Raw genomic sequence first — 24,216 nt, 5'->3', positions numbered from 1 at the left:
GCAGCGCGGCGGTCGCGGCATCCACCTCGGCGCGCACCACGTCGCGGCCTCCGGCCAGTCCGTCGGCGAGCACGCGGACCTCGCGCACCTTCTCGTCCGCGAATGCCAGCCAGGAGCGCAGGCGGTCGTCGAGCGTCCGCTCGCGGGCGAGGTCGTACGGCACGTGCTGCAGGGACGTCGAAGTGGCGACGCTGAGCTGCGGCGCGACCCGCGCCAGCTCCTCCAGGCGGGTGAGGGCGGCGTCGAGGTCGGCACGCCAGATGTTGCGGCCGTTCACGACGCCGGCGACCAGCGTCTTGTCGGTGGCGGGGATGGATGCCGGCGCCTCGGAGACGAGGTCGACGTGCACGGCCTCGATCGGAGCCTCGAGCAGCACCGGCAGCGCGTCGCCGAGGCTCCCGTACGGCGAGGTGACGAGGATGCTCGGACGCTCGGGCGCCGCACCGAGCACGGCGTAGGCGCGACGGACCGCGTCATTCACCTGGGCCGCACTCACGCCGAGGTTCTCGGAGACGAGGGCAGGCTCGTCGAGCTGCACCCAGGTCGCCCCCGCCGCCCGCAGGCCGGCCAGCAGTTCGACATATGCCGGAATCAGAATGTCGAGCAGATCGAGCGGTGCGAAGTCGCTCGGCGATCCGGCGGCGGGCTTGCTCAGCAGCAGGAACGTGACCGGTCCGACGACCACTGGACGCGTGACGAAACCGTCCTCCGCGGCCTCGACGAACTGGTCGACGATGCGGCGCGTCGTGAGGGCGAAGCGGCTGTCCGGTCGGAGTTCGGGCACGAGGTTGTGGTAGTTCGTGTTGAACCACTTGGTCATCTCGAGCGGGGCGTCGGCGGCGCGTCCGCGCGCGAGGGTGAAGTACCCGGCGAGGGTCGCCGGATCGAGATCCTCGAAGCGCTCGGGCACGGCGCCGAAGGTGGCGACGGCGTCGAGCACCTGGTCGTAGAACGAGAACGACTCGGCAATCGACGCGTCGTCCGCGCCGAGACCGAGCGCCACCAGGCGCTCACGGGTCTGCCGGCGCAGAACGCGGGCGCGGTCCTCGAGCTCGGACTCGGTGAGCGAGCCCGCCCAGAACGCCTCGACGGCCTTCTTGAGTTCGCGGTCGGGCCCGATGCGCGGGAACCCGAGGATGGTCGCAGACGGGAACGGTGCAGAGGGGTGCGCGGAAACAGTCACCACGGCTCCTTCGATCAGCGGCCCCCGGAAGGGGCCGGTTGGTTCGAGCGGATGCCGGGCTCGGCTGTCGCTTGGGGTTTCTCAGCACCCTAGGCACTCCGGCGCGACGCCGTCGAAGGATGACGACACACACCGTCATGTTCCACGTGGAACGACGCGATGCACGAGCCGCGGAACAACCCCGCGATCAGGAGTTCTCGTGCACCTTCCGGCGGGCCGCGTCGTACGCGTCGTCGAGGCGGCGCAGGAACGCCGCTGGCGAGAACTCGGTCTCGGATGACGCGGCGAGGCACAGGGAGCGCACGGTATCCGGTTGCTCGGCGAGGCGCACGATGGCCGCGGCCATGGGCTCGGGATCGGCGTCGCACAGGAAGCCGGCCCGGCTGAGCCCCTCCCGCAGGCGCGGGTCGCACACCAGCACGCCGCGGCCGGCGCCGATCGCCTCGACGATGGTCATCGGCTGGTTGTCGAAGCCGTACGACGTGACCGCGAGCAGGTGGTTGCGCCGCAACAGCTCGCCCATGCGCTCGTGCGGGACGCGGCCGAGGAACGTCGTCCCGGGCACGCCGCGGCGGCGGGCGGTGGCCAGCAGACCGCCCTCGCCGGCGACCTCGACCTCCAGACGACCGGGGGCGAGGCTTCGCTGGGCGATCGCCACGGCGTCGAGGAACTCCAGCAGCCGCTTCTCCGGCTCGCACCGGGCGGCCCACAGCAGGCGCAGCGGCGGCTGCGCCGGCAGTTCCCCCGAGCCGATGTCGGCGACGCTGTTGGGGATGACGTGCACCTCCGCGACGCCGTGCGAGCGCAGCACGTCGCCCTGATGGGCGGACGGCGACACCACGACGTCGGCGAGCCGGGCGACGGCGGTGGTCATGCCGCGCAGGGCGTCGTCGGCCGGTCGGCCGCCGTGCGGCCGCGGCGGATTGCGCAGGCCGGTGTTGAGCCGGTGCGCGGCGCGGATGACGGCTGCGAGGGGCCGCCCCGCCGACCCGGGCGCCTGCCAGAACACCGTGTGGACGGTGTGCACCACCGGAACGCCGGCGGTCTTCGCGGCTTGGACCGCGGCGACGCCGAGGCCGAACTCGGAGTGCACGTGCACGGCATCCGGGCGCCACGTGTCGAACAGCGCGGTGAGCCGTCGGCGCAGACGGCGCGTGTTGCGGATGAACGGCAGCTGCAGGCCGGGAATCGTGAATCGGGCCGGCACCGCGAGGTGCTCGGCCCCGACCGCACGGCAGTGCTCGGCGAACGTCGTGCTCGGCGGCGTGACGGCGAGCACGACATGATCGTTCTGGGCGAGCAGCGCGACCTGCGACGCGAACGCGGTCTGGGCTCCCCCGAGGTAGTCCGGGGAATAGTCCAGCACGAGGACGATGCGCCGTGGGGATGCCATTCTCCCAGTCAACCGGACGCGCGCCCGATCGTCACATTCAAGGCGCGGTGTCTCGCGGATCGGCCGTGCATCACAGCGTCTGACCCGCGAGGAAGTGCCAGCCCAGCCACCACCAGCACGCGAGGATCGCGATCCGCATCACGTGGTCCGCCATGAGCGTGTCGAACAGCGCGGTCACGGTGGCCTCGGGGTGCTCGCCGCGCACGATGAGGGACGCGAGCAGCAGCGCGAGAGCGCAGGATCCGAAGTACAGGATGCTGATCATCGCCGCACCGCCCGCCTGACGAGCCAGACTCCGAGCACCGCCCAGATCACGGCGAACACAGCCTGTCCGACGCGATCCGCCAGCAGCGGATCGAGCAGGTCGCTCAGTGCCGGGACGATGGGCGCGCTCGGATCGACCAGCCCCGCGATGAACGCGAACAGTTCCCACAGGCATCCGACCACGACGATCAGCGTCCAGCACCATGCAAGGCGCCGCATGCCCCGTCCCCACGGCGCGCGCTCCCCGCTGCCGGGCCAGACGAGCACCAGCACGGCGGCGCCGAGCACCAGCATGACCATGATCATCGCCGGCAGATGCCGCGGCAGCAGCCCGACAGCGACCGCCGCGACCGCCCCGGCGCCGACGAGCAGGCGTCCGGCGACGCGACGCCGTGCCGGCGCCACCGGCAGCAACCCCGTCGCATCCAGCACCGTCACGATCGCGGCCGCACCGAAGAACACCGCGTCGAACAGCTGCGCGCGGACGATCTGAACGATCCCGATGAGCACCAGGATGGTGATCCAGCACAGCTGCCCTCGGGTCGGAACCCGCACGACGACAGGACGGTCGCTGTGCTCGTCGGTGCTCATGGTGCCCCCGGGCGGAACTCTACGCTCGGTGCGCCGGTCGCCGGCTCACTTCGGGTGTCGCCACCGGCCGGAGGAATTCATCCACACCCTGTGGACAACTCTCCTCAGGAGACCGGCTGCGAGATGTCGGCGACGGTCGCGCCGTAGGCGGAGATCAGGTCGTCCGCGTCCACGAACAGACTGAAGCCGTGCGCGCCGGCGCCCATGGCGATACGGCGGCCGGCGATGTCGGTGTCGGCGTAGATCGGCCACTCCGTGCTGCTGCCGATCGGCACGATGGTGCCGCGCTCGTACCCGGTGGCCGCGAGCGCGTGCTCGGGCGAGGGCAGCTGCAGCTTGTTCACCCCGACGATCGCCCGGAGCTTCGGCCACGCGATCGCACGGTCCCCGGGGATCAGGGCGAACAGGTAGGTGTCGTCGCTGCGCTTGACGACGAGCGTCTTGACGATGTCCCTCGGCTCGAGACCGAGAAGCCCCGCCGCCTCAGCCAGGCTGGAGGCGGCGGGGCGCTCACGGATCTCGATCGGCAGGTCGCGGGCGGATGCCGCCTGCCGAACGCGCGCGGTGGGATCCGCCTGGTCAGGCATCCGGCGCGCGCAGCGGGTCGTCCGCGACCCAGAGCTCGTCGTCGGCACGCAGGGTCTGCCACGCGGCGTAGACGACCCCGACGGCGGCGGCGATGCCGAGCAGCAGCGCGATGACGCCGCCCGCACCCATCCCCTTCTTCGGGCGCACCGGGGCTGCGATCACGCCGCGCGTGGCGTTGATGCTGCCCCGCTTCTCGTTCGCGGCATCCCACACCGACAGGGCCGACCCGACCACGGCGCCCGCCGCGGGGATGACCCGGTCGTTCATGACCCGGTGCGACAGCTCCAGGCCCTTGTCGACGTAGGGGGCGGCGAACTTGTCGTAGTTCGCCTGGACTCGGGGCGCCACCTCTTCACGGCTGAAGTTGCCCAGCTGCCGGCCGGCCTCACGGGCCACGGTGGCAGCCTCGCCGACCAGCTCCTGCTGAGCCGACCACAGCTTGTTCGCCTGATCCTGGAGCCGCTTGAGCTCCTTCTTGCGCTTACGGGTGAGGCTCACGAGGACCCCTCCTTCTCGACGATGGATTCCTCTCATCTTGCCAGACCGTGCCGCGGCGGGCACCGGCTTTCCCTGGCCCTTGCCAGGAACTCTGAAACAATGGGATCATGGCAACTCCTACTGCGGTCGCGACGCTCCACACCAATCACGGCGACATCGTCGTCAATCTGTTCGGCGACCACGCACCTCGCACGGTGCAGAACTTCACCGGCCTCGCCGACGGCTCCGGAGAGTGGACCGACCCCGCCACGGGCAAGCCGGGCGAGGGCCCGCTGTACCGCAATGTGGTCTTCCACCGCATCATCCCGGGCTTCATGATCCAGGGCGGAGACCCGCTGGGTCTCGGCACCGGCGGCCCCGGCTACACGTTCAACGACGAGATCCACCCCGAGCTGACCTTCGCCAAGCCCTACCTGCTGGCGATGGCCAACGCCGGCCTGCGCCGCAACGCGCTCACCGGCCAGCCCGAGGGCACCAACGGCTCGCAGTTCTTCATCACGACCGACCCCACCCCGTGGCTGCAGGGCAAGCACACGATCTTCGGCGAGGTCGCCGACGACGCGTCCCGCCAGGTCGTCGACGCCATCAGCAAGGTGCCGACGGCCGCCGCCGACCGCCCCGTCGAGCCGGTCGTCATCGAGTCGATCGACATCGCCCAGGCCTGACGGCCCGGTCGAGGGTGAGCCCCGTGTCATCCGCCGAGTTCACCCGGAACCGCGAGAACTACTGCTACCGGCATCCCGACCGGCAGAGCTTCGTGCTGTGCCAACGGTGCCTGCGCACCATCTGCACCGAGTGTCAGACCCAGGCCCCCGTGGGCGTGATCTGCCCGGAATGCATGAAGCAGCAGGGTCGGGATGCCGCGGCATCCCATCGGGCGGCGCGCGGGAACGCCCCGCGCTCCGCCCGCACCTGGTGGCCGCGCCGCCGTGCCGTGTCGGTCTACGACAACCGGCCGCGGGCGACGTACGCGATCATCGCGATCACGGTCGTCGTCTATCTGACGCAGCTGATCCCGGGTTCGCCGGTGACGGAGTGGCTGGGGTTCCTCGGCGCCTATGTGATGCCGTCCACAGGCGCGCCGTTCCAGCCGTGGCGCATGCTGACGGTGCTGCTGGTGCACGAGAGCATCCTGCACATCGGCTTCAACATGCTCGCGCTGTGGATGATCGGGATGAGCCTGGAACCCCTGCTCGGCCGCTGGCGATTCGTCACGCTCTACCTGCTGAGCGGGTTCGGCGCATCCGCGGCGATCGCCGCCTTCGACTCTCCCCTGCAGCCCGTGGTCGGCGCCTCCGGCGCGATCTTCGGGCTGTTCGGCGCGCTGCTGATCATCGGCCGGCACATCGGCGCGCCCATCGGCGGTATCGCCATCGTGATCGGCATCAACCTGGTGATCACGTTCCTGCCCGGCTCCAACATCGCCTGGCAGGCGCACGTGGGGGGTCTCGTCACCGGCGCGGTGGCCGGCCTGATCTTCGCCCGCACCCGGACGCGCGGCCGGCGCGCCGCGCAGGTGTGGCTGCTCGCCGCCCTCTTCGCGGCGCTGTGCGCGGTGGTCGCCGCGCGCGACCTGCTGTTCCCCTGACCCCGGTCCCGTCGGGTCGACACCGGCGGTGGAGAGTTATCCACAGGTTCATCCCCAAGTGGGGACAGAATTACACAGGTGTAATTACAGTGGTGGAAGTGCTCAGCGCCAGCGCGTGGTCATGAGGAAGCCGACGAACGCGATCGCGAAGCCGACGACGAGGTTGAGCGCGCCGATGCCCGGAATCGGGTAGAGCGAGCCGCTCAGGTAAAAGACGAGCACCCAGGCGAGGCCGACCAGCATGAGCCCGACCATGATCGGCTTGAACCACGCAGGGTTGGGGGCGGCGTCGCCCTCGCTGCGCTCGACGTGCGTGTCGTCACCTTTTCGGGATCGTGCCATGGTGATCAGTCTAAGCGGGCGGGCTCAGCCGGAGCAGCTGACGAGCGTGACCGAGGAGTGGATCGGCACCTCGCCGGGTCCGGCGGACTGCGACTTCACGGTGCGCGGGTCGCTCTTCGTGCACGACGGGTCGTCCTGCACGTCGGACTTCAGGCCGAGCTGCTTGAGCGCCGCGACGGCATCGTCGAGCGAGTACCCGGCGGTGAGGTCGACGACGGTCACCGTGCCGGTCGCGATCACGAGGTCGACCGACGTCCCCTTGGGCACGGACGCGCCCTTGGTCTGATCGGCGGAGAGCACGATGCCCTGGTCGGTGTTCGGATCGTCCTGCTCGCGGACGGCGCCGAGCGTCAGGCCGGCATCCTCCAGGGCGGTGGTCGCATCCTCCTGGCTGAGCCCCGCGAGCTTCGGCACCGTCGTGGAATCCGGACCGCTCGAGACGAACACCTGGATCTGCTGGCCCTTGGCCACGGAGACGCCCGCACCCGGGTCGGTGTCGATCACGACGCCCTTGGCGACGGAGTCGCTGGGCTCGTCCACGCGGGAGGGCAGCAGGTCGGTGCCCTTGATCTTGCCGGATGCCTTTCCCCACGCCATGCCCGTCACGTCCGGCACGAGTCGCGCCCCGTTGGGCAGCGTCCCGTCGCTGCGCATCGAGAGCACCCAGATGAACACCGAGATGAGCAGTACGGCGAGCAGCGCCACACCGGCCCAGATCCACGCGGCCGGCGGACCGGCCTGAGTGCGGCTCATCGTCGTGTCGTCGCTCAGCTGGCGCAGAGTGCGCGCGGTCTCGGCAGCAGCCTGCGGGTCCGGACCGTACAGCTCGCCCGCGAGCGACTCGACCTGCTTCTTCGTCGGAGCGGCGCCGGAGGTGGCGGCATCCAGCGCCTCGCGGAACGCCGCGGCATCCGGGAACCGCTGGAACGGATCCTTCGCGAGCGCGCGCAGCACCACCGCGTCGATCCCGGCGGGAATGGACTCGATGAGCTCCGACGGCGGCTCGGGCGCCTCGCTCACGTGCTGGTAGGCGACGGCGACCGGGCTGTCGCCGCGGAACGGCTGCCGGCCGGTGAGCAGCTCGAACAGCACGACGCCGGTCGAGTACAGGTCGGCGCGGGCATCCACCGCCTCGCCCTTGGCCTGCTCGGGCGAGAAGTACGCGGCCGTGCCGATGATCTGCGTGGTCTCCGCGACCGTGGACGACGAGTCGGACACCGCGCGGGCGATGCCGAAGTCCATCACCTTGATCTGGCCGGCCGGGGTGACCATGACGTTGCCGGGCTTGATGTCGCGGTGCACGACCCCGGCGCGGTGCGAGTACTCGAGCGCCTCGAGGATGCCGTCGGTGTAGCGGACGGCATCCGCCACCGTCGCCGGACCCCGGGCGATGACGTCCTTCAGCAGCGTGCCGTGCACGAGCTCCATGACGATGTACGGGATCTGGCGCGGGCGGTCGCCCGAGGTGTCGGTGTCTTCGCCGGCGTCGTAGACGCGCACGATCGCCGGGTGGGACATGCGCGATGCCGCCTGCGCCTCCATGCGGAACCGCATGCGGAACGTCCCGTCCTGCGCGAGTTCCCGGTTCAGGATCTTGATCGCGACGTCACGGCCCAGCGTCAGGTCGCGGCCGCGGTACACCTCGGCCATTCCACCGTGCCCGATGAGCGCGTCGACGCGATAGCGTCCGGCAAGAACGCGCGGCTGATCGGTCACAGATTCTCCCTCAGGTGCTGGGTCAGCCTACCTGACCCACCTTGACGGGCTCAGGGAGCGATGGTGATGGACGGCGACGGGCTCGGGCTCTGCGACGGCTGGTCGGAGATGATCGTGGCCTGCGACTTCGGCGACGACGGCGTCGTGCGCGAGCCGCTGTCGCCGGTGCAGGTCGCCGTGTACGCGGCGGTGATCTGACCGGTGGTTCCCGGCGGCACCGCGACCTGCGCGGTGGCACCCGAGCCGACCGACAGGGACTGGGACTTGCCGCCCATGGTCACCGTGACGGTGTACCCGGTGAGGTTGCCGGTGCCGGCCGGGCAGGTGTAGCTGAGGTCGATGATCTGCGCGTTGCCGCCGGCCATCACCCCGCCGCCCTCGCCGTCGCCGACGATGGACGGCGAGTCCGGCGCGCTGAGCGGCGTCTGGGCGCCGTAGCAGGTGATCGTGATCTTGTCGCCGCGGAACAGGTTGCCGCCCGAGGGGTCGGTGCTCTGCACGGTGTCGGCCTTGTCCGCACTGGGCGCGGCGTCGCCGTCGACCTTGGTGGGGTCGAGTCCGGCGGTGGATGCCGCGGTCATGGCGGCGTCGCACGACGTGCCGACGAGCCCCAGGGATGCCACGTCGATGGGCGTCTTGGTCGGGCTCGGCGCCGGTGCGCTGGAGGAGGTGCTGGCGGCCGGCTTCGGGGTGGCGTTGCCGAGCAGCGCCCACAGCGTGCCGCCGAGCACGAGGATCAGCAGCACGATGAGCGCGATCAGCGGCCACGTCCACGGGCTGCGCTTCCGCTTGGCCTTCTCCTCGACGGGCGGCACCAGCGGCTCCGCCGTCGAGATGAGCGCCGTGGCATCCGACGCGTTCGTGTTCAGCAGCACCGTCGCCGCCTCGGCGGCCCCGATCCCGGCGATGATCGCGGGAACCGCGGCACCAGCACCGGCGACGTCGCCGCGACGCAGCGCCGTCGCGGCGCGGCTGACGGCCGCCGCGGATGCCGGTCGCTCCTCGGGCTTCTTGGCGATCATCGCCATCACGAGGTTCTGCACCGGCTCGGCGACGGTCGGCGGGAGCGGCGGCGGGGTGTCGTTGATCTGCGCCATCGCGATGGCGACCTGCGACTCGCCGGCGAACGGGCGCTTCCCGGCCAGGCACTCGTACGCGACGATGCCGAGCGAGTAGATGTCGGTGGCGGGGGATGCCGGGTGACCGGACGCCTGCTCCGGCGAGAGGTACTGCACGGTGCCCATCACCTGACCGGTCGCCGTGAGGGGCACCTGGTCGGCGATGCGGGCGATGCCGAAATCGGTGATCTTGACGCGCCCGTCGGGCGTGATGAGCAGGTTGCCGGGCTTGATGTCGCGGTGCACGAGACCGGCGGCGTGCGCGGCCTGCAGGGCGGCGGCGGTCTGCGCCACGACGTCGAGCGTCTTGTCGCTGGACAGCGAGGTCTCGCGCTCGAGGATCGTCGACAGCGCCTCACCGGGAACGAGCTCCATCACGAGGAACGCGGAGCCGTTCTCCTCCCCGTAGTCGAAGACGCTGGCGATGCCCTCGTGGTTGACGAGTGCGGCGTGGCGGGCCTCGGCGCGGAAGCGCTCCAGGAAGCCCGGGTCGCCCATGTACTCGTCTTTGAGGATCTTGATGGCGACGGTGCGGCCGATGACGTGGTCGGTGGCCTCCCAGACCTCGCCCATTCCGCCGATCGCGATTCGCGACTCGAGCTCGTAGCGGCCGCCGAAGGTCACACCCTGTGTGGGCCTCATTTGTTAAGCACCGCCTCAATGACCTTTCTCGCAATCGGCGTGGCGATGGTGTTGCCCGTGCCCGATTGCCCTTGACCTCCGCCATTCTCTACGACGACGGCCACCGCTACCTGGGGATCTTCTGCGGGGGCGAACCCCGTGAACCACAGCGTGAACGGCTTGGAACCGTTCTGAGCGGTTCCGGTCTTGCCGGCCACATCGACCCCCTCAATTCTTGCATTGGTCGCGATGCCGCTACGGACATTGTTGACCATCATCTGCACCATTTCGGCATCATTCGGGGCATCCAGTGCGCGGCCGAACTCGGTGTTCCCGTAGGTCTGCTGCACCGAGAGGTCGGGGCCGATGACCTGGTCGACCATCCGCGGATTCATCACGACGCCGCCGTTCGCGATCCCGGCCGAGACCATCGCCATCTGCAGCGGGGTGGCCAGCACCTGACCCTGGCCGAAGCCGGTGAGGGCGGTCTGCGGGGTGTCGAGGCCCGTCGGGTAGACGGATGCCGTCGAGTTCAGCGGCAGCGAGAACGACTTGTTGAAGCCGTACTTCTCCGCCTGGGCCCGGATGGTGTCGGCGCCGAGCTTGACCGCGAGTTCCGCCATGGGGATGTTGCAGCTCAGCCGGAGCGCGTCCGCGATCGTCACCGTGGCGCCCGGCCCGCATGTGCCGAACGTGTCGTTGTGGATCGTCGTGGTGGTCTGCGGCAGCACGTACGACGACCGGTTCGGCAGCGTGGACTGCGGCGTGAACCGGCCGGTCTCGAGAGCCGCCGAGGCCACCACGAGCTTGAACGTCGAACCGGGCGGGTTGAGGTCGCCGCCGATCGCCCGGTTGTAGAGCGGATTCGACGCGTTCTTCACGAGCGAGTCGTAGTACGTGTTCGCCTTGCCGGTGTCGTGCGTGGCGACGCCGTTGGTGTTGTAGCTCGGGCTCGTGACCATCGCGAGCACCCGGCCGGTCTTCGGCTCGATCGCGACGACCGCGCCCTGCAGCTTGCCGAGGGCGTCGTACGCGGCCTTCTGCACCTTGGCATCCAGCGACAGCACCACGTTGGACCCGCGTGCCGGCTTCCCCGACAGGATCTGCTCGACGTGGGTGAGGAACTGCGAGCTGCCGGTGCCGGAGAGCTCCTGGTTCATCGACTGCTCGATGCCGGTCGCCGACCCCAGTGCCGGGTTGATGTAGCCGGTCACCGGGGCCCACATCTGCGGGTCGGTGTACACGCGCTGCCAGCTGTAGACATCCTGCGACGCGACCGACGACGCGATCGCGGAGCCGGACGCGATGATCGACCCGCGCTGCACCTCGTACGAGTCGTAGAGCGCGCGCCGGTTGTTCGGGTTCTGCGCCAGCGCGGGAGCCTCCACCACCTGGATGACGCTGACCGACACGAACAGCGCCAGGAACATGGCGAGCATGATGAGGCTCAGCCGCCTGAGCTCCCGGGTCATCCGATCACCACCCGCGGCCTGCTGCGCACGGCGTCCGAGATGCGCAGCAGCAGCCCGACGATCAGCCAGTTCGCGATCAGCGACGACCCGCCCGCCGCGAGGAACGGGGTCGTCAGGCCGGTGAGCGGGATGACGCGGGTGACGCCGCCGACCATGATGAACACCTGCAGTGCGACGGTGAACGACAGGCCGGTGGCCAGCAGCTTGCCGAAGTCGTCCTGGCCGGCGAGGCCGATGCGCACGCCGCGGCTCGCGAACACCATGTACAGCGCCAGGATCGCGAACAAGCCGATCAGGCCGAGCTCCTCGCCGAGGCTGGCGAAGATGTAGTCGCTCTCCGCGACCGGGGTCAGCCAGGGCCTGCCCTGCCCGAGCCCGGTGCCGATGAGTCCGCCCTGGCTCATCCCGAACAGCCCCTGCACGAGCTGGAAGCTGGAGCCGTTGATGGTGTCGGGGTTGAACGGATCGAGCCAGTTCTGGAAGCGGCCGTTCACGTACGGCAGCACGCGGGATGCCGCATAGCCACCGCCGGCGAGCAGCACGACGCCGATGAAGGCCCAACTGGTCTTGCCGGTCGCGACGTAGAGCATCGCGACGAACATGCCGAAGATGAGAAGGCCGGTGCCGAGGTCGTGCTGCAGCACGATGATGCCGAGCGACAGCAGCCAGAAGACGAGCACCGGGCCGAGTTCGCGCGGGCGCGGCCAGGTCAGGCCGAGGAACCGCCGGCCGGTGGTGGTGAGGCTCTCGCGGGTGCGCACGAGGTACCCGGCGAAGAAGATCGCGAGGCACAGCTTCGCGATCTCGCCGGGCTGGAAGGTGCCGATGCCGGGGATCGTCACCCACACCGCGGCGTTCGCGCCCTTGGTCTGCAGGCCGGGGATGGCGGGGAGGAGGAGGAGCAGGATGCCGGCGAGGCCGAAGATGTACGTGTACCGGAACAGCACCCGGTAGTTGCGCAGCAGGTAGACGAGCAGGATCGTCAGCACCAGGGCGATCGCCGCCCAGGCCAGCTGCCGGATCGCGACCGAGCTCCAGCCGGTGCGTCCCCAGTGCTCGTCGAGTCGGTAGATCTCGGCGATGCCGATGCCGGTCAGCAGTGTCGCGATCGGCACGACGAACGGGTCGGCATCCCGCGCCCGGATGCGCAGCACGACGTGCAGCACGAGCACCAGCACGAAGAACGCGCCGACGTAGTAGAGGAACTTCGCGTCGACGTGGCCGACCGCGCCCAGCTGCACGAGCAGCACGGCGGCCAGGACGATGACGAACGCGAACAGCAGCAGCCCCAGCTCGCGGTTGCGCTGCTTCTGCGGCAGGCGGATCTTGCGCAGGGCGCGCAGCACCGCGGTGTCGGTGTGCAGCTGGTCGGGATCGGTGGTGGTCGTCATCCGTTGCCACCTCCTGTGGTCGCGGTGGGGCTGGGGGACGGCGAAGGCGTGCGCCCCGCGTCGTCGTCGTGCGAGAGTCGGGCCACGATGCCCTGCGCGTCCGCGAGGGAGCTCGCGGCGATCGTGCCCTCCACCGTCTGACGGTCGAACTCGCTCAGCGAGTCGAGCGGCACCTGGGTGTCGCGGTAGACGTGCGACAGCGAGATCCCCCCGAGGCTCGGCGGGATGCCCTGGAAGATCGCGACCGTGTCGCCGTCGGCGCCGACGAAGTACCGGGTCTGGGTCCACTTGTATGCGCCGAACAGGCCGCCCGCGATGAGCGCGAGCACGAGCAGCAGCCCGACGATCCAGCCGACGCGGCGACGGCGGGCGCGCCGGCGGTCCTCCTCGATGAGCTCCTCGAGGAACTCGGCGGCCGGCTCGAAGTGGGTGGGCTCGTTCGCCGCCTGGCGTGCCGGGTGCAGCCACGAGGTGCGGCCGGGTCGCGCCGCGGGCACCTCCACGCCCTTCGGAGTCGAGGCCGCGCCGACGATCGACGGTGTGCCGGACTGCAGCGGATGCTGCCCGCCGACGTCCACGATCACGATCGTGACGTTGTCGGGGGCGCCGCCGTCGAGCGCCTGCCTGAGCAGCGTGTCGGCGGTGCGGCCCGGGGCGTAGCCCGCGCCGAGCGCCTTCGCGGTGTGCACGTCGTCCACGACGCCGGACAGGCCGTCGGAGCACAGCAGCCACCGGTCGCCCGGCTGCGTCGGCATGATGAACGTGTCGAGCTCGGGGTTGGGGTCCATGTCGCCGAGCACGCGCATGAGCACGGAGCGGCGGGGGTGGTAGCGCGCCTCTTCGGGCGTGATGCGGCCCGAATCGACGAGGCGCTGCACGAAGGTGTGGTCGGTCGTGATCTGGGTCAGGGCGCCGTCGCGGTAGAGATAGATGCGCGAATCGCCGATGTGCGCGATCACCGCGTAGTCGTCGACCATGATGATCGCACTGACCGTGGTGCCCATCCCGGCCAGCTCGGGACGCGCGTGCACCGTGTCGATCAGAGACTCGGCGGCATCCGACACGGCGCCGCGCAGGGTGCGTTCGGCGTCCGCCGTGCTCTCGTACTGCCGGTCGAGGGGCTGCAGCTCCGAGATCGCGAGGCTGGATGCCACATCCCCACCCGCGTGGCCGCCCATGCCGTCGGCGACGACGAACAGGTTGGATCCGGCATATCCCGAATCCTGATTGTTGGAGCGGACCTTCCCGGTGTGGGAGAGGGCGGCGCTTGACCCCTGGAAGACCATGGACGTGCGGGCGTTACTTCCGGAGCTCGAACGTCGTCGCGCCCACCTTGATCGGCGCGCCGATCGTCACCGGGGTGGGGGCGGACACGCGCACGCCGTCGTGCCAGGTGCCGTTCGTCGAGTCGAGATCCTGGATCATCCACTGCTCGCCCCACAGGACGAGGCGGGCATGGTGGCTGGAGGTGTAGTCGTCGCGGATCACGAGCCCGGACTCGCTGGAGCGGCCGATCGTGAGGGATTCGTCGCCGAGGGGCAGCTCCAGGCCCGCCTTCGGGCCGGAGGTGATGACGATGCGCGACACCGTGCGCGTGGTCGCGCGACCGTCGGAGGGCGTCGGCTTCGAGGGCGCGGGCGGCGCCGGCGCGGGACTGTGCGCAGCGGCGAAGGCTGCGACCGGGGTTCCGCCGGGCGGAGTCGCCGAGCTGGGATCGAGTTGGCGCACCTTGACCCCGAACAGGTCGGAGCGGAGCGAATACACGACCGCGAACACGAAGAACCACATCAGCACGAGGAAGCCGATGCGCAGAAGAAGGAGTGTGAGCTCGCTCACAGTGTTCCGCCGTGGTCGTACAGTCGGGTGGCATCCGCCGCCGACATGGTCGGACGGGGCGGGATCTTCGGCTGCTGCGGCGGGACGGGCGGTGCCGGGCGCGGCGGGATCAGGGGCTCGGCCGCGCGGCGCTGCGAGGGTTCGGGGCGTGCCTGCGGCACTGTCGGCTCCGGGCGTGCCTGCGGCACGACGCGGAAGGTGATGTCGGTGCGACCGATGCGGAACGTCGCGTCGGGAAGCAGCTGCGCCTCGTCGATGCGACGACCGTTCAGCTGGGTGCCGTTCGTGGAGCCGAGGTCGCGCACCATGGCGCGCTCGCCGTCCCACAGCACTTCGACGTGCTTGCGGCTGGTGCCGGTGTCGGCGATGGTGATGTCGGCATCCGAGCCGCGCCCGATCACCGTGCGGCTCTTGGACAGCGGATGCCGCGACCCGTTGATCTCCACCATGCCCTGCCAGGTGACCCGGCTCTGCATGGAGTTCGATTCGACGCGCAGGGTTCCGGTGCCCAGCTGTTCGTCGCGCACGATCGTGATCGAGACCGGACCGGCGAAGGAGTAGTGCTGCGATTTCGCGTGCTGGTCGACCACCGTCAGCAGCTCGTCGGTGAGCGCGGAGCCGAGGCCGGCCATCTTGTCGTCGTCGACCGGGGAGAGGTGCACCGTCAGCGTGTTCGGAACGAGGATGCGATCACGGCTGACGACGGCAGCCTTCTTGTCGAGTTCGCTGCGCAGGGCGGAGGCGATCTCGACCGGCTGAATGCCGCTGCGGAAGGTGCGCGCGAACGCGCCGTTGACGGCGCGCTCGAGACCCTTCTCGAAGCTGTCCAGTAGTCCCACGCGACTCCTCAGGCAGGCTGATATTTCGCTACATGCTAACCGCAACCCTTGGACGACCGCTGAAATCTCGCTGGTCGGAGCCGGTGTTCTGTCAGTGGCCCAGCCGGTGGCGGCGCACCTCACGCCGTCGGGACCGAGGGTTCGGGATGCTCCGCAGAGGGTCCCGGGGGTCGTCGCCGATTCGCCCGACCCGCGGGCGCCGTGATACGCTCGGCGGGTTGAGTTCGGCGCAAGCCGGGTTCACGCGCGAGTGGCGGAATAGGCAGACGCGCTGGCTTCAGGTGCCAGTGCCCGAAAGGGCGTGGGGGTTCAACTCCCCCCTCGCGCACAGATTGTCCTGAGTCGCGACATCGTTTACGAACGAGTCGCGGCTCAGGACTTTTTTGTGGATTCGGTCAATCGTGGGGAACGCCGGGACGTGCCTTCGCATCATCCCGCCAGGACGGCCGTCGGCGCCCGGTGGGGGATCGGTATCGGCTTCCGTGACGGGATGCGTGTCCATCGGTCCGTCGCCTTGCGGATGTCATCGAGAACGTCGGCAGGCGACATGTACTTGGTGGGCAGTCCCAGGTCGCGCAGCCAGGTGACGTCGTACTCGAGTTCGTCGACTTCATAGATGCATGCGACCGTGCGATGACCACTGTCCGGACTTTGCGACGTGTCCACCACGATCCACTCGATCGAGGTCATCCGCTGCAGGGCGAAGCGGCCGTTCCTTCTGGACAACAGGTCGACTGCCATCTTCTCGTTCTCCTTCTTTCTGCGTGATGCGATCGGCTCTTTGAACATCGGTTCCCTGACCGAGGAGGGCGACCAGCCGGCCCGCGTAGGGCGTGCTGATGCGGGCGTCGGCCGCGGGCGAATGCGACCGGAATCGGGCATGCGGGCGAGATGGCCGTCACCTCGGCTGGGGTGTGGAGCGGGTCAGGGGGGTGAGCGCTCGGACGCGCCTATGTCGCTTGCCGTTCGGGTGTGACCCGAAGCGATGATTGTACGGAAGCTCGCGCGGTCGCCGTGGCGCGGACGATCATCGTCCCCCGCGGACACCGTGGCCGATTCCGTGCCGTCGCTCGAGACCAGCTCCTCGAACTCGGCGTCCACGAGTGCCTGGATGGTGCACATCAGGTCGATGAACCGTTCATCGACTCCGATCTCGGTGTCGGGTGCGCTCATGTCGATCATGACCGCCTCCGGTTCAGGCGCGAATCGCCTGCAGATCGCCGCCTTTTGTGCCGACGGCGATCTTGCGCGGCTTCGCCTCTTCCGCGACCGGGATCCGCAGGGTCAGTACGCCGGAGTCGTAGTCCGCGGTGATGTGCTCGGTGTCGAGGTTGTCCCCGAGAACCAGCTGCCGGCTGAACACCCCTCGCGGACGCTCGGCGGCGATGAGCTCCGCATCGGTGGCCCGGAGCGATCGTTCCGCCCTCACGGTGACCACATTGCGTTCGACATCGAGGTCGATCGACTGCGTATCGACTCCGGGAAGGTCGAACTCGACGTTGAAGGTGTCGCCGTCGCGCCAGGCATCCATGGGCATCACGGACGGGCGGGCGAGGGTTCCTTCAGTCCCGAACATCTGTTGGGTGAGTCGATCCAACTCACGGAACGGATCAGTGCGCATCAGCATCGTTTCCACCTCCATGACTTCATCTCTGTTGATGCTTCATGCGGTTCAGACCTCCGTTGAGATCTGTACCATGCGCGGTAGATTTGTTATAGCACCAGGTCAACATCCAAAGCAAGACATCCGGGGCGACGAAAGAAGGCGGTTCATGACCGACAGCGGACTCGGCGTGTACGGCATCTCCGTCGCTGCCGAACTCGTGGGAATGGGCGTGCAGAATCTGCGGGCGTATGAAGCGCGCGGACTGCTGATACCCGCCCGCACGGACGGCGGGACCCGTCGCTACAGCGCCGATGATCTGGATCGGCTTCGTCGAATCCGCGGCCTGCTCGCGGACGGCCTCAATCTGGCGGGAATCGCCATGGTGATGCACCTGCAGGACGAGAACGGCCGGTTGAGGCGTGCGCTCGCCGAGCGCTCGCCGATGCGCGGGGAGGCAGGATGACCGACGGTGGCGAAGATGAGTAAGGGCCGCGGGGCGATGGAACGCAAAAAGGAAGGGCCCCGAATGGGGCCCTTCCTGTTCCTCCGCCTGTCCGACTGATCCTGTTCGGTGGCCTGGGCGGCCGGCGCCGGGGGCGCCGACCGCGGTCTGCCCGGGTTCCCCCGCGGCCGACGGCTCCGTGAAGGTCAGCGCTGGATGAGCGTCAGGATGTTGACGACGCCCCAGGTGACGGGGGCGGCGGCGGCCAGCACGACGCTGAACACGAGTGCGGCGATGGAAGCGGTCTTGGGGGCCGACGAGCGGGTGAGGCCGACGATCGACAGCACCAGTGAGGCGGCCAGCAGCGGCAGCGCCAGGTACAGGGCCGACGGCGAGAGCAGGATCGCGGTGGCGACGGCCAGTCCGCCGACGAAGGTCAGGGCCAGAGCGGTGTTGCCGAAAGCGTTGCGGGGACGGGGCTGCGTGTAGGTCATGACAGACATCGGATGCTCCAGGGGATCAGTGTCGGCGGTGAGGATTCTCGGGAGCCGGAGCTCCCTGATGCACACACGCTAGCGCCCTGTCAGAGCCGGAATACGGGACTTTCGGGAGTCTTGAGCGAACCTTTGGCGACCCCTGTCGGTGGGCCTCCGCGGGCCGGTTTTCCGGGGTTTCGTCTTGCGCTGATCTTGCGGAAAAGTCGCGTCACGCCAGGCGGCGGAAGAGCCTGTTTCCGGCGGCGGCGAACCCGCTTCCCACCGCGACGATCGCGGTGCTTCCCCCCGCGTACGCGACCTGCAGGTGGCTGCCGTGATCCTGCACGGACACGTAGATCAGGATGAATGCGGCGAGCGACACCAGCGCGCTGACGCCGGCGATCCACCACATCGCCCGAAGCGGCCCGGCCTGCTCGGGCGCAGTCGGAACGCGCCAGGCGATGAGGGCGACACCGGCGAGCGATCCGCACACGCCCACGAGCATGAACGCCGCGACCACGTCGCTGGGGCGGTGCCACTGGCTGATCACCGCGAGTACGCCGGTCAGCATCGCGAACCCGCCGCCGAGCACCGCCGCCAGCGGACGCCAGCGCGGCGTCGAGACCAGGAAGACCGCGAACGCGGCCGCAGCGGCGACCGTGGCATGGCCGGACGGGAACGAGTTGTTGAAGACATCCGTCGCACCGGTCTGCGCGCGGCTCAGGAACACGTACTTCGAGAGCTCCGCCATCCCGAGCGCGGCCGCACCGGCGACCAGGGCGGCGACGATGTGCTTCGGGCGCCGGTTCAGACCGCCGATGAGGAGGGTGAGGATGACACCCCCGCCGATCGCGATCCAGGCGACGTTGCGCAGGACCACCGCGGACAGTCGCTGGATCAGAGCATGCTGGTCCGCGGCGCCGTTGAACGCGCGCTCATCGACGATCTGCCCCACGTACGTGCGCACGAAGAAGAGATAGGTGGCCACGAACGCGGCGGCCAGCACGACGGCGACCACCGCGAACGGCCTCATCCGCAGTCTCGCCGTCACCGGTCCATCCTGTCATCGCCGGAATGCGAGATTCCGGCGAGGATGCTGGATGCCGCGGAGGCATCCACCCGCACATCGCACTTTCCCAGGTGCGTATCGCTTGTAGCAGTTGTACTATAACTACCAGTACAAGCGATACAGGAGGCATCATGCAGATCGAGATCGATCCGCTCTCGGATGTCGCGCTCTATCAGCAGCTGCGCGATCGTGTCGTCGAGGGCATCGCCGGCGGCGAACTGCGCGTCGGAGACCAGCTCGCCCCGGTGCGGACCCTTGCCGCACAGTTCGGCATCAACATCGCCACCGTCGGCAAGGCGTACGACCTGCTGCGCAGCGAGGGCCTCGTGCGCACCAACCGCACGTCGGGCTCGGTGGTCGCCCGGGCCCCGCACGACGACGCCGAGGGCACGGGTCCCGCTGCTCTCGAGGGCGTCGGCGCCTGGGACGGCTCGGCTCGCGACGCCTGGGTCCGACGGCTCGCGACCGTGCTCGCGGAGGGCGTCGCACAGGGGGAGCAGGATGCCGCGATCACCGCCACGGTGGACGCCACCCTGCACGCGTTCTCGGCATCCCGCCAGCACGCGAACGACGAACGGAAATCACAGGGAGGATCCGCAGATGAACACTGAGGCACTCACCATCCCGCTGGCGCTGCTGTTCACGGTCGTGGCCGTCTTGCTGGGCGCCCTGCCCGCGGTCACGCGGCCCACGGTGCCGCTCGGCGTGAGCGTCCCGGCATCCCGACTCGAGGAGCCGGTGATCCGGCAGGCCATCGGCCGGTTCCGTCTGCTGATCGCGATCGCCTGGGTCGTCTGCGTCGCGCTGCTGGTGGTGCTCGGGCAGACCGCCGCGGCGCCCGCCGAACTGCTGTGCGTCTTCCTCTTCATCATCGCCCAGCTGGCGTCGTACGTGATCGCCCGGCGCATGATCGTGCGCGCCAAGCGCGACGGCGGCTGGTACGAGGGCGTGCCGGTGCGCGTGGCCGGCTCGGTGACCGCGCCGGCGGAGCCCGCGCCCGTGCCGACCGGCTGGGGCGTGGCATCCGTCGTGCTGCTCGCGGTCGCCTATGCCGTCGGCATCCTGCTGTACCCCTCGCTGCCCGGGCGACTGCCCACCCACTGGGGGTTCGACGGGCAGCCGGACGTCTACGCCGACAAGAACGCGTGGACGGTCTTCGGGCCGCTGTTCATCGGGACGGTCGTGGTCGCGGGGCTCTTCGCGCTGTCGTTCCTCGGCCGCGTCGTGCCGATCCGCGCGCTTCCCGGGGCGGATGCCGCGACCAACGCGCGTCGTCAGCACGACATGCGCTCGGCGATGTCGTCGCTGATCGGGCGGCTGATGTTCCTCATCTCCCTCGAGTTCGCGTGGGCCACGGTCGGCCCGCGGCTGTTCCCGGAACTGGCGCGGACCTCCGCCGCCGGGGCGATCGTCGTCGTCGCGCTGATGTTCGTCATCATCGTGCTGTTCATCGTGCGCTGGCGCCGCCTCATGGTGGGCGATGCGCGGCTCGTGGCGGCCGAACGCGCGGCGCACGGGACGGTGGACACCCCGGATGACGACAGGTTCTGGAAGGCGGGCCTGCTGTACGTGAACCGCGACGATCCCGCGCTGTTCGTGCAGCGCCGGTTCGGCGTGGGCTGGACGGTGAACCTCGGCCACCCGGCCGGCGTGGTCATCGGCGTGATCGTGGCCCTCGTGATCGTGGGGGTCGTGACGTTCGCGCTGACCCATGCGGCCATGCGGGTCTGACCGAGCGCGCAGCGGGCAGACATCCGCCAGGGATTCGTCCATGCTGGATGCATGCCCGCTGCAGCCGGGAATCCGCGCCGGGAGGCCGTCCTCGATTGGACGTTCCTCATCGGCGTGCTGCTCAAGGGCGTCGATGGACTCGTCGAGTTGGTGGTCGGCATCCCGCTGCTGTTCGTCACCCCTGACCAGATCTCGGGTCTCGCCCGCGCTCTGACCGCGGGCGAGCTCGCCGAGGACCCGAACGACTTCTGGGCCAACCTGCTGCTGCGCGAGACGGCGAAGTTCAGCCATGCCGGCCTGGCGCTCGGCGGGGCCTTCCTGCTGGTGCACGGCGTCGTGAAACTCGCGATCGTGATCGCGCTGCTGCTCGGCAGCCGGCGGATCTACCCGTGGGCGGCGGGGGCGCTCGCCCTGCTGGCGATCCTGCAGATCGTGGACCTGGTGCTGAAGTTCTCCATCGGGGTGCTGCTGCTGTGCGTCTTCGACGTCATCATCATCGTGCTGACCGTGCGGGAATGGCGCGAGGGCCGGAGCCTGCACGACGTCATCCGCGTGCGCCTGTCCGCACTCACTCGACGGCGGGCACGAGAGTGAACAGGATCTCCTCGATCTCGGCGCCCTGACCGCTCGCGTAGCTGGACATGCGCGACACCTCGGTGAACCCGGCGTGCGCGAGCACGCGGATGGAGCCCACGTTCGATGCTGCGGCGCGCGCGAACAGGGGGCGCACCGGCTCGCGGCTCACCAGCATCCGCAGCGCGGCCGTGGCGACGCCCCGCCCCCAGGCGTGGCGGGCGATCCAGTAGGTCACCTCGCGGTCGCCGTCGATGTCGAACGCCGCCACGGTGCCTGCGAAGCCGCCGTCCTCGGTGACCACCCACTGCGAGACGCCGGCGGCGGCCCGGTTGCGCGCGGCCCAGGCGTCGAAAGCCTCCCGGTCGTCCGGGTCGTCGGCGGTGAACGCCGCCATGCGCACCGCCTCGGGGTCTCGCATCATGTCGAAGACGGCATCCAGGTCGTCATCGTCGAGGGGGCGCAGGTCGACGTGCCTCATGGGCCCACCGTACGCCGGATGGGCGCGCGGGTGGGGGCGCGGATCAGCGGACCGGCGGGCGCAGCATGCCCATGCCGGCGCCCGCGATCTGGCGCAGCGTGGCATCCGGCAGGAACGCGCGGGTCAGGGCGCCGGCGACCCGGGTGAGGTCGCCCTCGTCTCGGTAGAGCAGGTGAAGCTGCTCGTAGCGCGGGTGGAACTTGCTCTTGAACCGGTGCAGCGACCGGAAACCGTACACCGGCTCCAGGGCGTCGGACAGCCACTCCGCCAGGTCGGCCATGGTGCCCGCACCGGGCGGGTAGTCGTGGGCGAGCGGGGCGCCGGACAGCGACATGAATTTCGCGCCCTCGTCGCGGAACGTCATCGCCGACTGCGCGATGAGGTACTCCATCACGGGGCCGAACCCGCCCTCGCGCCGGCGCATGAGGTCGAGGGTCCAGCCGTCGACGACCCCGTTCGGGCCGAAGACCGGCATCCACGACAGGAAGCCGTCGACATCGCCGTCGGGTGAGACCGCGACGGCGAGCCGCACATCGGGATCCTCCGCCTCGGACAGCGTGCCGAGCGTGAAGCCCATCTCCGGGAGGCCCCGGTCGCCGACCCACATCTCGCTGATCGCCTGCAGCTGAGCCTGCACGCCCCACGGCTCGTCCTTGAGGTGGGTGAGCCGGAAGACGACGCCCTCGCGCGCGGCGCGGTTGATCGAGGTGCGCACCGAGTTCCACCGCTTGCCGGTGAAGCTCAGCTCGGGGAGGTCGACGATGGTGTCGTCGGCCACCACGAGCGAACGCCAGGATGCCGGCACGGCGGCGCGGGTGGCATCCGTCGCGGAGAAGAAGCACGGGATGAGGCCGGCGTGCTCGACGCCGTCGATGAACTCGCGCACGGACTGGGCGCGACCGGCGGACGGACCGAGCGGGTCGCCGAGGGCGATGGCCACGCCGGCGCGCTGCTGGTAGGCGACGATCCCGGCGCCGGTGCGCATGAAGTGCTTGTCGTCCCACGTGGCCACCCACGACAGGTCGCCGCCGCCGGCGCGGCGCACGAGCTCCTTCGCCTCGGCGGCATCCGGAGCCGGCTGCGTGCCCAGCCGCGCGCGGCGCCCGATGCGCGAGCGGAACGCGTGCCGCACCCACACGAGGTACACGCCCATCGTCAGCCACATCACCGACGTCGCCAGCGACAGGGTGGGGTTCGCGAGAATGATCCGCGCCGCGTCGGGCACGCCGACGGTGATCATGACGAGCACCAGCAGGATGCCGGTGACGACGTTCACCAGGGCGAGCACGAGGGTGGTCCACCACGCCCAGCGCCGGCCGCGCCGCAGCGCGTTGGCGACGATGACGATCAGCACGACGTCGCTGGCGATGTCCAGCCACGAGCCGCTGGCCGGGTCGCTGTCGCCGAAGGGGCCGTTGGTCGGGGCGAGCAGCACGATGAGCTCGACGACGCCGAGGGTGATGAGCGACACGAACGCGATGAGCCGCTGCTCGCGCACCGTGGTGTGCTGGATGCGCAGCGTGCGGTCGACGAACAGCACCATCAGCACGGCGAGGAGGTTCTGCACGTCGCTGAGGCGTCCCCAGAAGAGCAGGGTCACCATCAGCGTCGCCAGCACGGCCAGCCACGCGCGCACGCGCCAGGGCGCCGGCAGCAGACCGACGCCCGCGGCGATGCATGCCAGGGAACCGCCGGCGGGGCCTACGGCGGTGTGGTCGGCGGCCACGCTCGCCCAGGCCGACGGCGTCATCGACAGCAGCCACAGCAGCAGCGCCGCCCCGAACACGGCGAACAGCTGGCCGACCCAGAAGTACAGAACCGCGACGCGCCACCCGCGCCGGAACTCGAGGTAGGCCATGCCGAGGAACGACAGGATCGTCACCGGGAACAGGGCGGGGTGGGAGATGAGGAGCGTGCCGGTGACCGCCGTCCACCACCGGCCGGCTTCGAACGCCGGCAGGCCGTAGGCCATGCTGTCCCATGCGGGCGAGATCGAGAATGGACGCCACAGCGTTCCGGTCGCGACTCCCACGAAGAGGAGCACGCCCACCGAGATCAGGGTCACCCGCGTGCGGGAGAGCGTCCGCAGCGTCCGGCCGACAGCCGGGCTGCGCGGGGGAGGCTCCACAGGCAGGACATCCGTCACCTGAACACGGTACTCAGGGGATCCCGTAGGAGAGGTGTGAGCTCGCCGGGGCGCGCCCCTGGGATTTCGCCCCGGCGGGGCCGGTGCACGGCGGGCCGCGGACCGGTGGGCGGTCAGTGCCCGGGGCCGAGGCGGTCGTAGTCGGCGAGGGCCTGGGCGTCCTCCGCATGGCGCATGGCGCGACGGGCGGCATCCAGCGCCTCTACGGGGTCGGTGCGACGCCGCGCGTCGGCGAGCTCGCGCTGGGCTGCG

The 24,216-nt window shown here is 69.9% G+C and carries 26 protein-coding genes, 1 tRNA gene and 1 pseudogene; 7 read left to right on the top strand and 21 right to left on the bottom strand.

All coding sequences use genetic code 11. The annotated features are described in order from the left end of the window. From VJR25_RS08750 to VJR25_RS08725, 6 genes and pseudogenes are all read right to left on the bottom strand, one after another. A pseudogene (locus VJR25_RS08750) lies at nt 1–1,183 on the bottom strand (5-methyltetrahydropteroyltriglutamate--homocysteine S-methyltransferase); the annotation flags it as partial. A 187-nt stretch (nt 1,184–1,370) separates the two neighbouring features. Continuing rightward, the gene (locus VJR25_RS08745; protein WP_324114589.1) at nt 1,371–2,576 is read right to left on the bottom strand and encodes a glycosyltransferase; all 1,206 of its coding nucleotides are present in this window, start codon (nt 2,574–2,576) and stop codon (nt 1,371–1,373) included. A gap of 70 nt (nt 2,577–2,646) precedes the next feature. Continuing rightward, on the bottom strand, nt 2,647–2,841 hold the full coding sequence (locus VJR25_RS08740; RefSeq protein ID WP_324114588.1) for a DUF6186 family protein: 195 nt from the start codon (nt 2,839–2,841) through the stop codon (nt 2,647–2,649). Further along, complete coding sequence (locus VJR25_RS08735) at nt 2,838–3,431, bottom strand: hypothetical protein (RefSeq protein ID WP_324114587.1); 594 nt, start codon at nt 3,429–3,431, stop codon at nt 2,838–2,840. The genes VJR25_RS08740 and VJR25_RS08735 overlap by 4 nt, the downstream gene beginning before the upstream one ends. 104 nt (nt 3,432–3,535) lie before the next feature. Then, the gene (locus VJR25_RS08730) at nt 3,536–4,018 is read right to left on the bottom strand and encodes a YbaK/EbsC family protein (RefSeq protein WP_324114586.1); all 483 of its coding nucleotides are present in this window, start codon (nt 4,016–4,018) and stop codon (nt 3,536–3,538) included. After that, nucleotides 4,011–4,517 carry a DNA helicase gene (locus VJR25_RS08725; protein WP_324114585.1) on the bottom strand — a complete coding sequence of 169 codons (507 nt, stop codon included), beginning with the start codon at nt 4,515–4,517 and terminating at the stop codon, nt 4,011–4,013. The genes VJR25_RS08730 and VJR25_RS08725 overlap by 8 nt, the downstream gene beginning before the upstream one ends. A 107-nt stretch (nt 4,518–4,624) precedes the next feature. Between VJR25_RS08725 and VJR25_RS08720 the strand changes: the two genes are divergently transcribed. Both VJR25_RS08720 and VJR25_RS08715 read left to right on the top strand, forming a co-directional pair. After that, a complete protein-coding gene (locus VJR25_RS08720; protein ID WP_324114584.1) occupies nt 4,625–5,182 on the top strand; it encodes a peptidylprolyl isomerase in 558 nt (185 codons plus the stop codon). A 23-nt stretch (nt 5,183–5,205) separates the two neighbouring features. Next, nucleotides 5,206–6,105, top strand: coding sequence for a rhomboid family intramembrane serine protease (locus VJR25_RS08715; protein ID WP_324114583.1), 900 nt, complete (start codon nt 5,206–5,208; stop codon nt 6,103–6,105). 102 nt (nt 6,106–6,207) lie between these two features. Here the strand turns inward: VJR25_RS08715 and VJR25_RS08710 are convergent, their stop codons facing one another. From VJR25_RS08710 to VJR25_RS08675, 8 genes are read right to left on the bottom strand one after another with little or no spacing between them, the layout of a single operon-like run. Further along, the gene (locus tag VJR25_RS08710; RefSeq protein WP_324114582.1) at nt 6,208–6,447 is read right to left on the bottom strand and encodes a cell division protein CrgA; all 240 of its coding nucleotides are present in this window, start codon (nt 6,445–6,447) and stop codon (nt 6,208–6,210) included. A gap of 24 nt (nt 6,448–6,471) precedes the next feature. After that, a complete protein-coding gene (gene pknB / locus VJR25_RS08705) occupies nt 6,472–8,163 on the bottom strand; it encodes a Stk1 family PASTA domain-containing Ser/Thr kinase (RefSeq protein WP_324114581.1) in 1,692 nt (563 codons plus the stop codon). 50 nt (nt 8,164–8,213) lie between these two features. Then, entirely contained in the window at nt 8,214–9,923 is a 1,710-nt protein-coding gene (locus VJR25_RS08700) for a serine/threonine-protein kinase (RefSeq protein ID WP_324114580.1), read from the bottom strand. Further along, complete coding sequence (locus tag VJR25_RS08695) at nt 9,920–11,374, bottom strand: peptidoglycan D,D-transpeptidase FtsI family protein (RefSeq protein WP_324114579.1); 1,455 nt, start codon at nt 11,372–11,374, stop codon at nt 9,920–9,922. Before VJR25_RS08695 ends, VJR25_RS08700 begins: the two co-directional genes overlap by 4 nt. After that, nucleotides 11,371–12,765, bottom strand: coding sequence for an FtsW/RodA/SpoVE family cell cycle protein (locus VJR25_RS08690; RefSeq protein WP_324114578.1), 1,395 nt, complete (start codon nt 12,763–12,765; stop codon nt 11,371–11,373). The genes VJR25_RS08695 and VJR25_RS08690 overlap by 4 nt, the downstream gene beginning before the upstream one ends. Next, entirely contained in the window at nt 12,762–14,051 is a 1,290-nt protein-coding gene (locus VJR25_RS08685) for a PP2C family serine/threonine-protein phosphatase (protein ID WP_324114577.1), read from the bottom strand. The genes VJR25_RS08690 and VJR25_RS08685 overlap by 4 nt, the downstream gene beginning before the upstream one ends. A gap of 13 nt (nt 14,052–14,064) precedes the next feature. Further along, on the bottom strand, nt 14,065–14,601 hold the full coding sequence (locus VJR25_RS08680; RefSeq protein ID WP_324114576.1) for an FHA domain-containing protein FhaB/FipA: 537 nt from the start codon (nt 14,599–14,601) through the stop codon (nt 14,065–14,067). Beyond that, entirely contained in the window at nt 14,598–15,440 is an 843-nt protein-coding gene (locus VJR25_RS08675) for a DUF3662 and FHA domain-containing protein (RefSeq protein WP_324114575.1), read from the bottom strand. Before VJR25_RS08675 ends, VJR25_RS08680 begins: the two co-directional genes overlap by 4 nt. A 244-nt stretch (nt 15,441–15,684) precedes the next feature. Here VJR25_RS08675 and VJR25_RS08670 point away from each other — a divergent pair. Beyond that, nucleotides 15,685–15,768 (top strand) — tRNA-Leu (locus VJR25_RS08670). A gap of 101 nt (nt 15,769–15,869) precedes the next feature. On the opposite strand, the gene VJR25_RS08665 is transcribed toward VJR25_RS08670, so the two are convergent. The 3 genes from VJR25_RS08665 to VJR25_RS08655 all read right to left on the bottom strand — a co-directional run bounded on the left by VJR25_RS08665 (nt 15,870) and on the right by VJR25_RS08655 (nt 17,067). Beyond that, complete coding sequence (locus VJR25_RS08665; protein WP_324114574.1) at nt 15,870–16,181, bottom strand: hypothetical protein; 312 nt, start codon at nt 16,179–16,181, stop codon at nt 15,870–15,872. A gap of 183 nt (nt 16,182–16,364) precedes the next feature. After that, a complete protein-coding gene (locus VJR25_RS08660; RefSeq protein WP_324114573.1) occupies nt 16,365–16,622 on the bottom strand; it encodes a hypothetical protein in 258 nt (85 codons plus the stop codon). Between the two features lie 13 nt (nt 16,623–16,635). After that, on the bottom strand, nt 16,636–17,067 hold the full coding sequence (locus tag VJR25_RS08655; protein ID WP_324114572.1) for an Hsp20/alpha crystallin family protein: 432 nt from the start codon (nt 17,065–17,067) through the stop codon (nt 16,636–16,638). On the opposite strand from VJR25_RS08655, the gene VJR25_RS08650 reads away from it, so the two are divergent. Continuing rightward, a complete protein-coding gene (locus VJR25_RS08650) occupies nt 17,054–17,509 on the top strand; it encodes a MerR family transcriptional regulator (RefSeq protein WP_324114571.1) in 456 nt (151 codons plus the stop codon). The genes VJR25_RS08655 and VJR25_RS08650 overlap by 14 nt on opposite strands. A gap of 185 nt (nt 17,510–17,694) precedes the next feature. Here VJR25_RS08650 and VJR25_RS08645 read toward each other — a convergent pair whose 3' ends face one another. Beyond that, nucleotides 17,695–17,991, bottom strand: a complete 297-nt coding sequence (locus VJR25_RS08645; protein WP_324114570.1) for a hypothetical protein — start codon at nt 17,989–17,991, stop codon at nt 17,695–17,697. Between the two features lie 202 nt (nt 17,992–18,193). Further along, on the bottom strand, nt 18,194–19,015 hold the full coding sequence (locus VJR25_RS08640) for a phosphatase PAP2 family protein (RefSeq protein WP_324114569.1): 822 nt from the start codon (nt 19,013–19,015) through the stop codon (nt 18,194–18,196). Between the two features lie 149 nt (nt 19,016–19,164). On the opposite strand from VJR25_RS08640, the gene VJR25_RS08635 reads away from it, so the two are divergent. The 3 genes from VJR25_RS08635 to VJR25_RS08625 are packed head-to-tail and all read left to right on the top strand — an operon-like array spanning nt 19,165 to nt 21,358. Beyond that, entirely contained in the window at nt 19,165–19,644 is a 480-nt protein-coding gene (locus VJR25_RS08635; RefSeq protein ID WP_324114568.1) for a GntR family transcriptional regulator, read from the top strand. Beyond that, entirely contained in the window at nt 19,634–20,764 is a 1,131-nt protein-coding gene (locus VJR25_RS08630; protein WP_324114567.1) for a DUF1648 domain-containing protein, read from the top strand. Before VJR25_RS08635 ends, VJR25_RS08630 begins: the two co-directional genes overlap by 11 nt. A 51-nt stretch (nt 20,765–20,815) precedes the next feature. Beyond that, entirely contained in the window at nt 20,816–21,358 is a 543-nt protein-coding gene (locus VJR25_RS08625; RefSeq protein WP_324114566.1) for a DUF2127 domain-containing protein, read from the top strand. Here VJR25_RS08625 and VJR25_RS08620 read toward each other — a convergent pair. Both VJR25_RS08620 and VJR25_RS08615 read right to left on the bottom strand, forming a co-directional pair. Continuing rightward, nucleotides 21,333–21,818, bottom strand: a complete 486-nt coding sequence (locus VJR25_RS08620; RefSeq protein WP_324114565.1) for a GNAT family N-acetyltransferase — start codon at nt 21,816–21,818, stop codon at nt 21,333–21,335. The genes VJR25_RS08625 and VJR25_RS08620 overlap by 26 nt on opposite strands. A 43-nt stretch (nt 21,819–21,861) precedes the next feature. Next, nucleotides 21,862–23,964, bottom strand: coding sequence for a DUF2156 domain-containing protein (locus VJR25_RS08615; protein ID WP_324114564.1), 2,103 nt, complete (start codon nt 23,962–23,964; stop codon nt 21,862–21,864). Nucleotides 23,965–24,216: the final 252 nt, after the last annotated feature.

Origin of the sequence: Microbacterium sp., assembly GCF_035277845.1 — a bacterium.
Taxonomy (GTDB): domain Bacteria; phylum Actinomycetota; class Actinomycetes; order Actinomycetales; family Microbacteriaceae; genus Microbacterium.
The sequence above is the reverse complement of the archived record's forward strand: the minus strand, read 5'-3'. Positions and strand labels throughout refer to the sequence as shown.

Bases quoted from the DNA above. Each gene is read 5' to 3' on its own strand.
- VJR25_RS08745 (WP_324114589.1), bottom strand. From the start codon at position 2,576: ATGGCATCCCCACGGCGCATCGTCCTCGTGCTGGACTATTCCCCGGAC.
- VJR25_RS08740 (WP_324114588.1), bottom strand. From the start codon at position 2,841: ATGATCAGCATCCTGTACTTCGGATCCTGCGCTCTCGCGCTGCTGCTC.
- VJR25_RS08735 (WP_324114587.1), bottom strand. From the start codon at position 3,431: ATGAGCACCGACGAGCACAGCGACCGTCCTGTCGTCGTGCGGGTTCCG.
- VJR25_RS08730 (WP_324114586.1), bottom strand. From the start codon at position 4,018: ATGCCTGACCAGGCGGATCCCACCGCGCGCGTTCGGCAGGCGGCATCC.
- VJR25_RS08720 (WP_324114584.1), top strand. From the start codon at position 4,625: ATGGCAACTCCTACTGCGGTCGCGACGCTCCACACCAATCACGGCGAC.
- VJR25_RS08710 (WP_324114582.1), bottom strand. From the start codon at position 6,447: ATGGCACGATCCCGAAAAGGTGACGACACGCACGTCGAGCGCAGCGAG.
- VJR25_RS08700 (WP_324114580.1), bottom strand. From the start codon at position 9,923: ATGAGGCCCACACAGGGTGTGACCTTCGGCGGCCGCTACGAGCTCGAG.
- VJR25_RS08695 (WP_324114579.1), bottom strand. From the start codon at position 11,374: ATGACCCGGGAGCTCAGGCGGCTGAGCCTCATCATGCTCGCCATGTTC.
- VJR25_RS08690 (WP_324114578.1), bottom strand. From the start codon at position 12,765: ATGACGACCACCACCGATCCCGACCAGCTGCACACCGACACCGCGGTG.
- VJR25_RS08685 (WP_324114577.1), bottom strand. From the start codon at position 14,051: ATGGTCTTCCAGGGGTCAAGCGCCGCCCTCTCCCACACCGGGAAGGTC.
- VJR25_RS08665 (WP_324114574.1), bottom strand. From the start codon at position 16,181: ATGGCAGTCGACCTGTTGTCCAGAAGGAACGGCCGCTTCGCCCTGCAG.
- VJR25_RS08660 (WP_324114573.1), bottom strand. From the start codon at position 16,622: ATGATCGACATGAGCGCACCCGACACCGAGATCGGAGTCGATGAACGG.
- VJR25_RS08655 (WP_324114572.1), bottom strand. From the start codon at position 17,067: ATGCTGATGCGCACTGATCCGTTCCGTGAGTTGGATCGACTCACCCAA.
- VJR25_RS08645 (WP_324114570.1), bottom strand. From the start codon at position 17,991: ATGTCTGTCATGACCTACACGCAGCCCCGTCCCCGCAACGCTTTCGGC.
- VJR25_RS08635 (WP_324114568.1), top strand. From the start codon at position 19,165: ATGCAGATCGAGATCGATCCGCTCTCGGATGTCGCGCTCTATCAGCAG.
- VJR25_RS08630 (WP_324114567.1), top strand. From the start codon at position 19,634: ATGAACACTGAGGCACTCACCATCCCGCTGGCGCTGCTGTTCACGGTC.
- VJR25_RS08625 (WP_324114566.1), top strand. From the start codon at position 20,816: ATGCCCGCTGCAGCCGGGAATCCGCGCCGGGAGGCCGTCCTCGATTGG.
- VJR25_RS08620 (WP_324114565.1), bottom strand. From the start codon at position 21,818: ATGAGGCACGTCGACCTGCGCCCCCTCGACGATGACGACCTGGATGCC.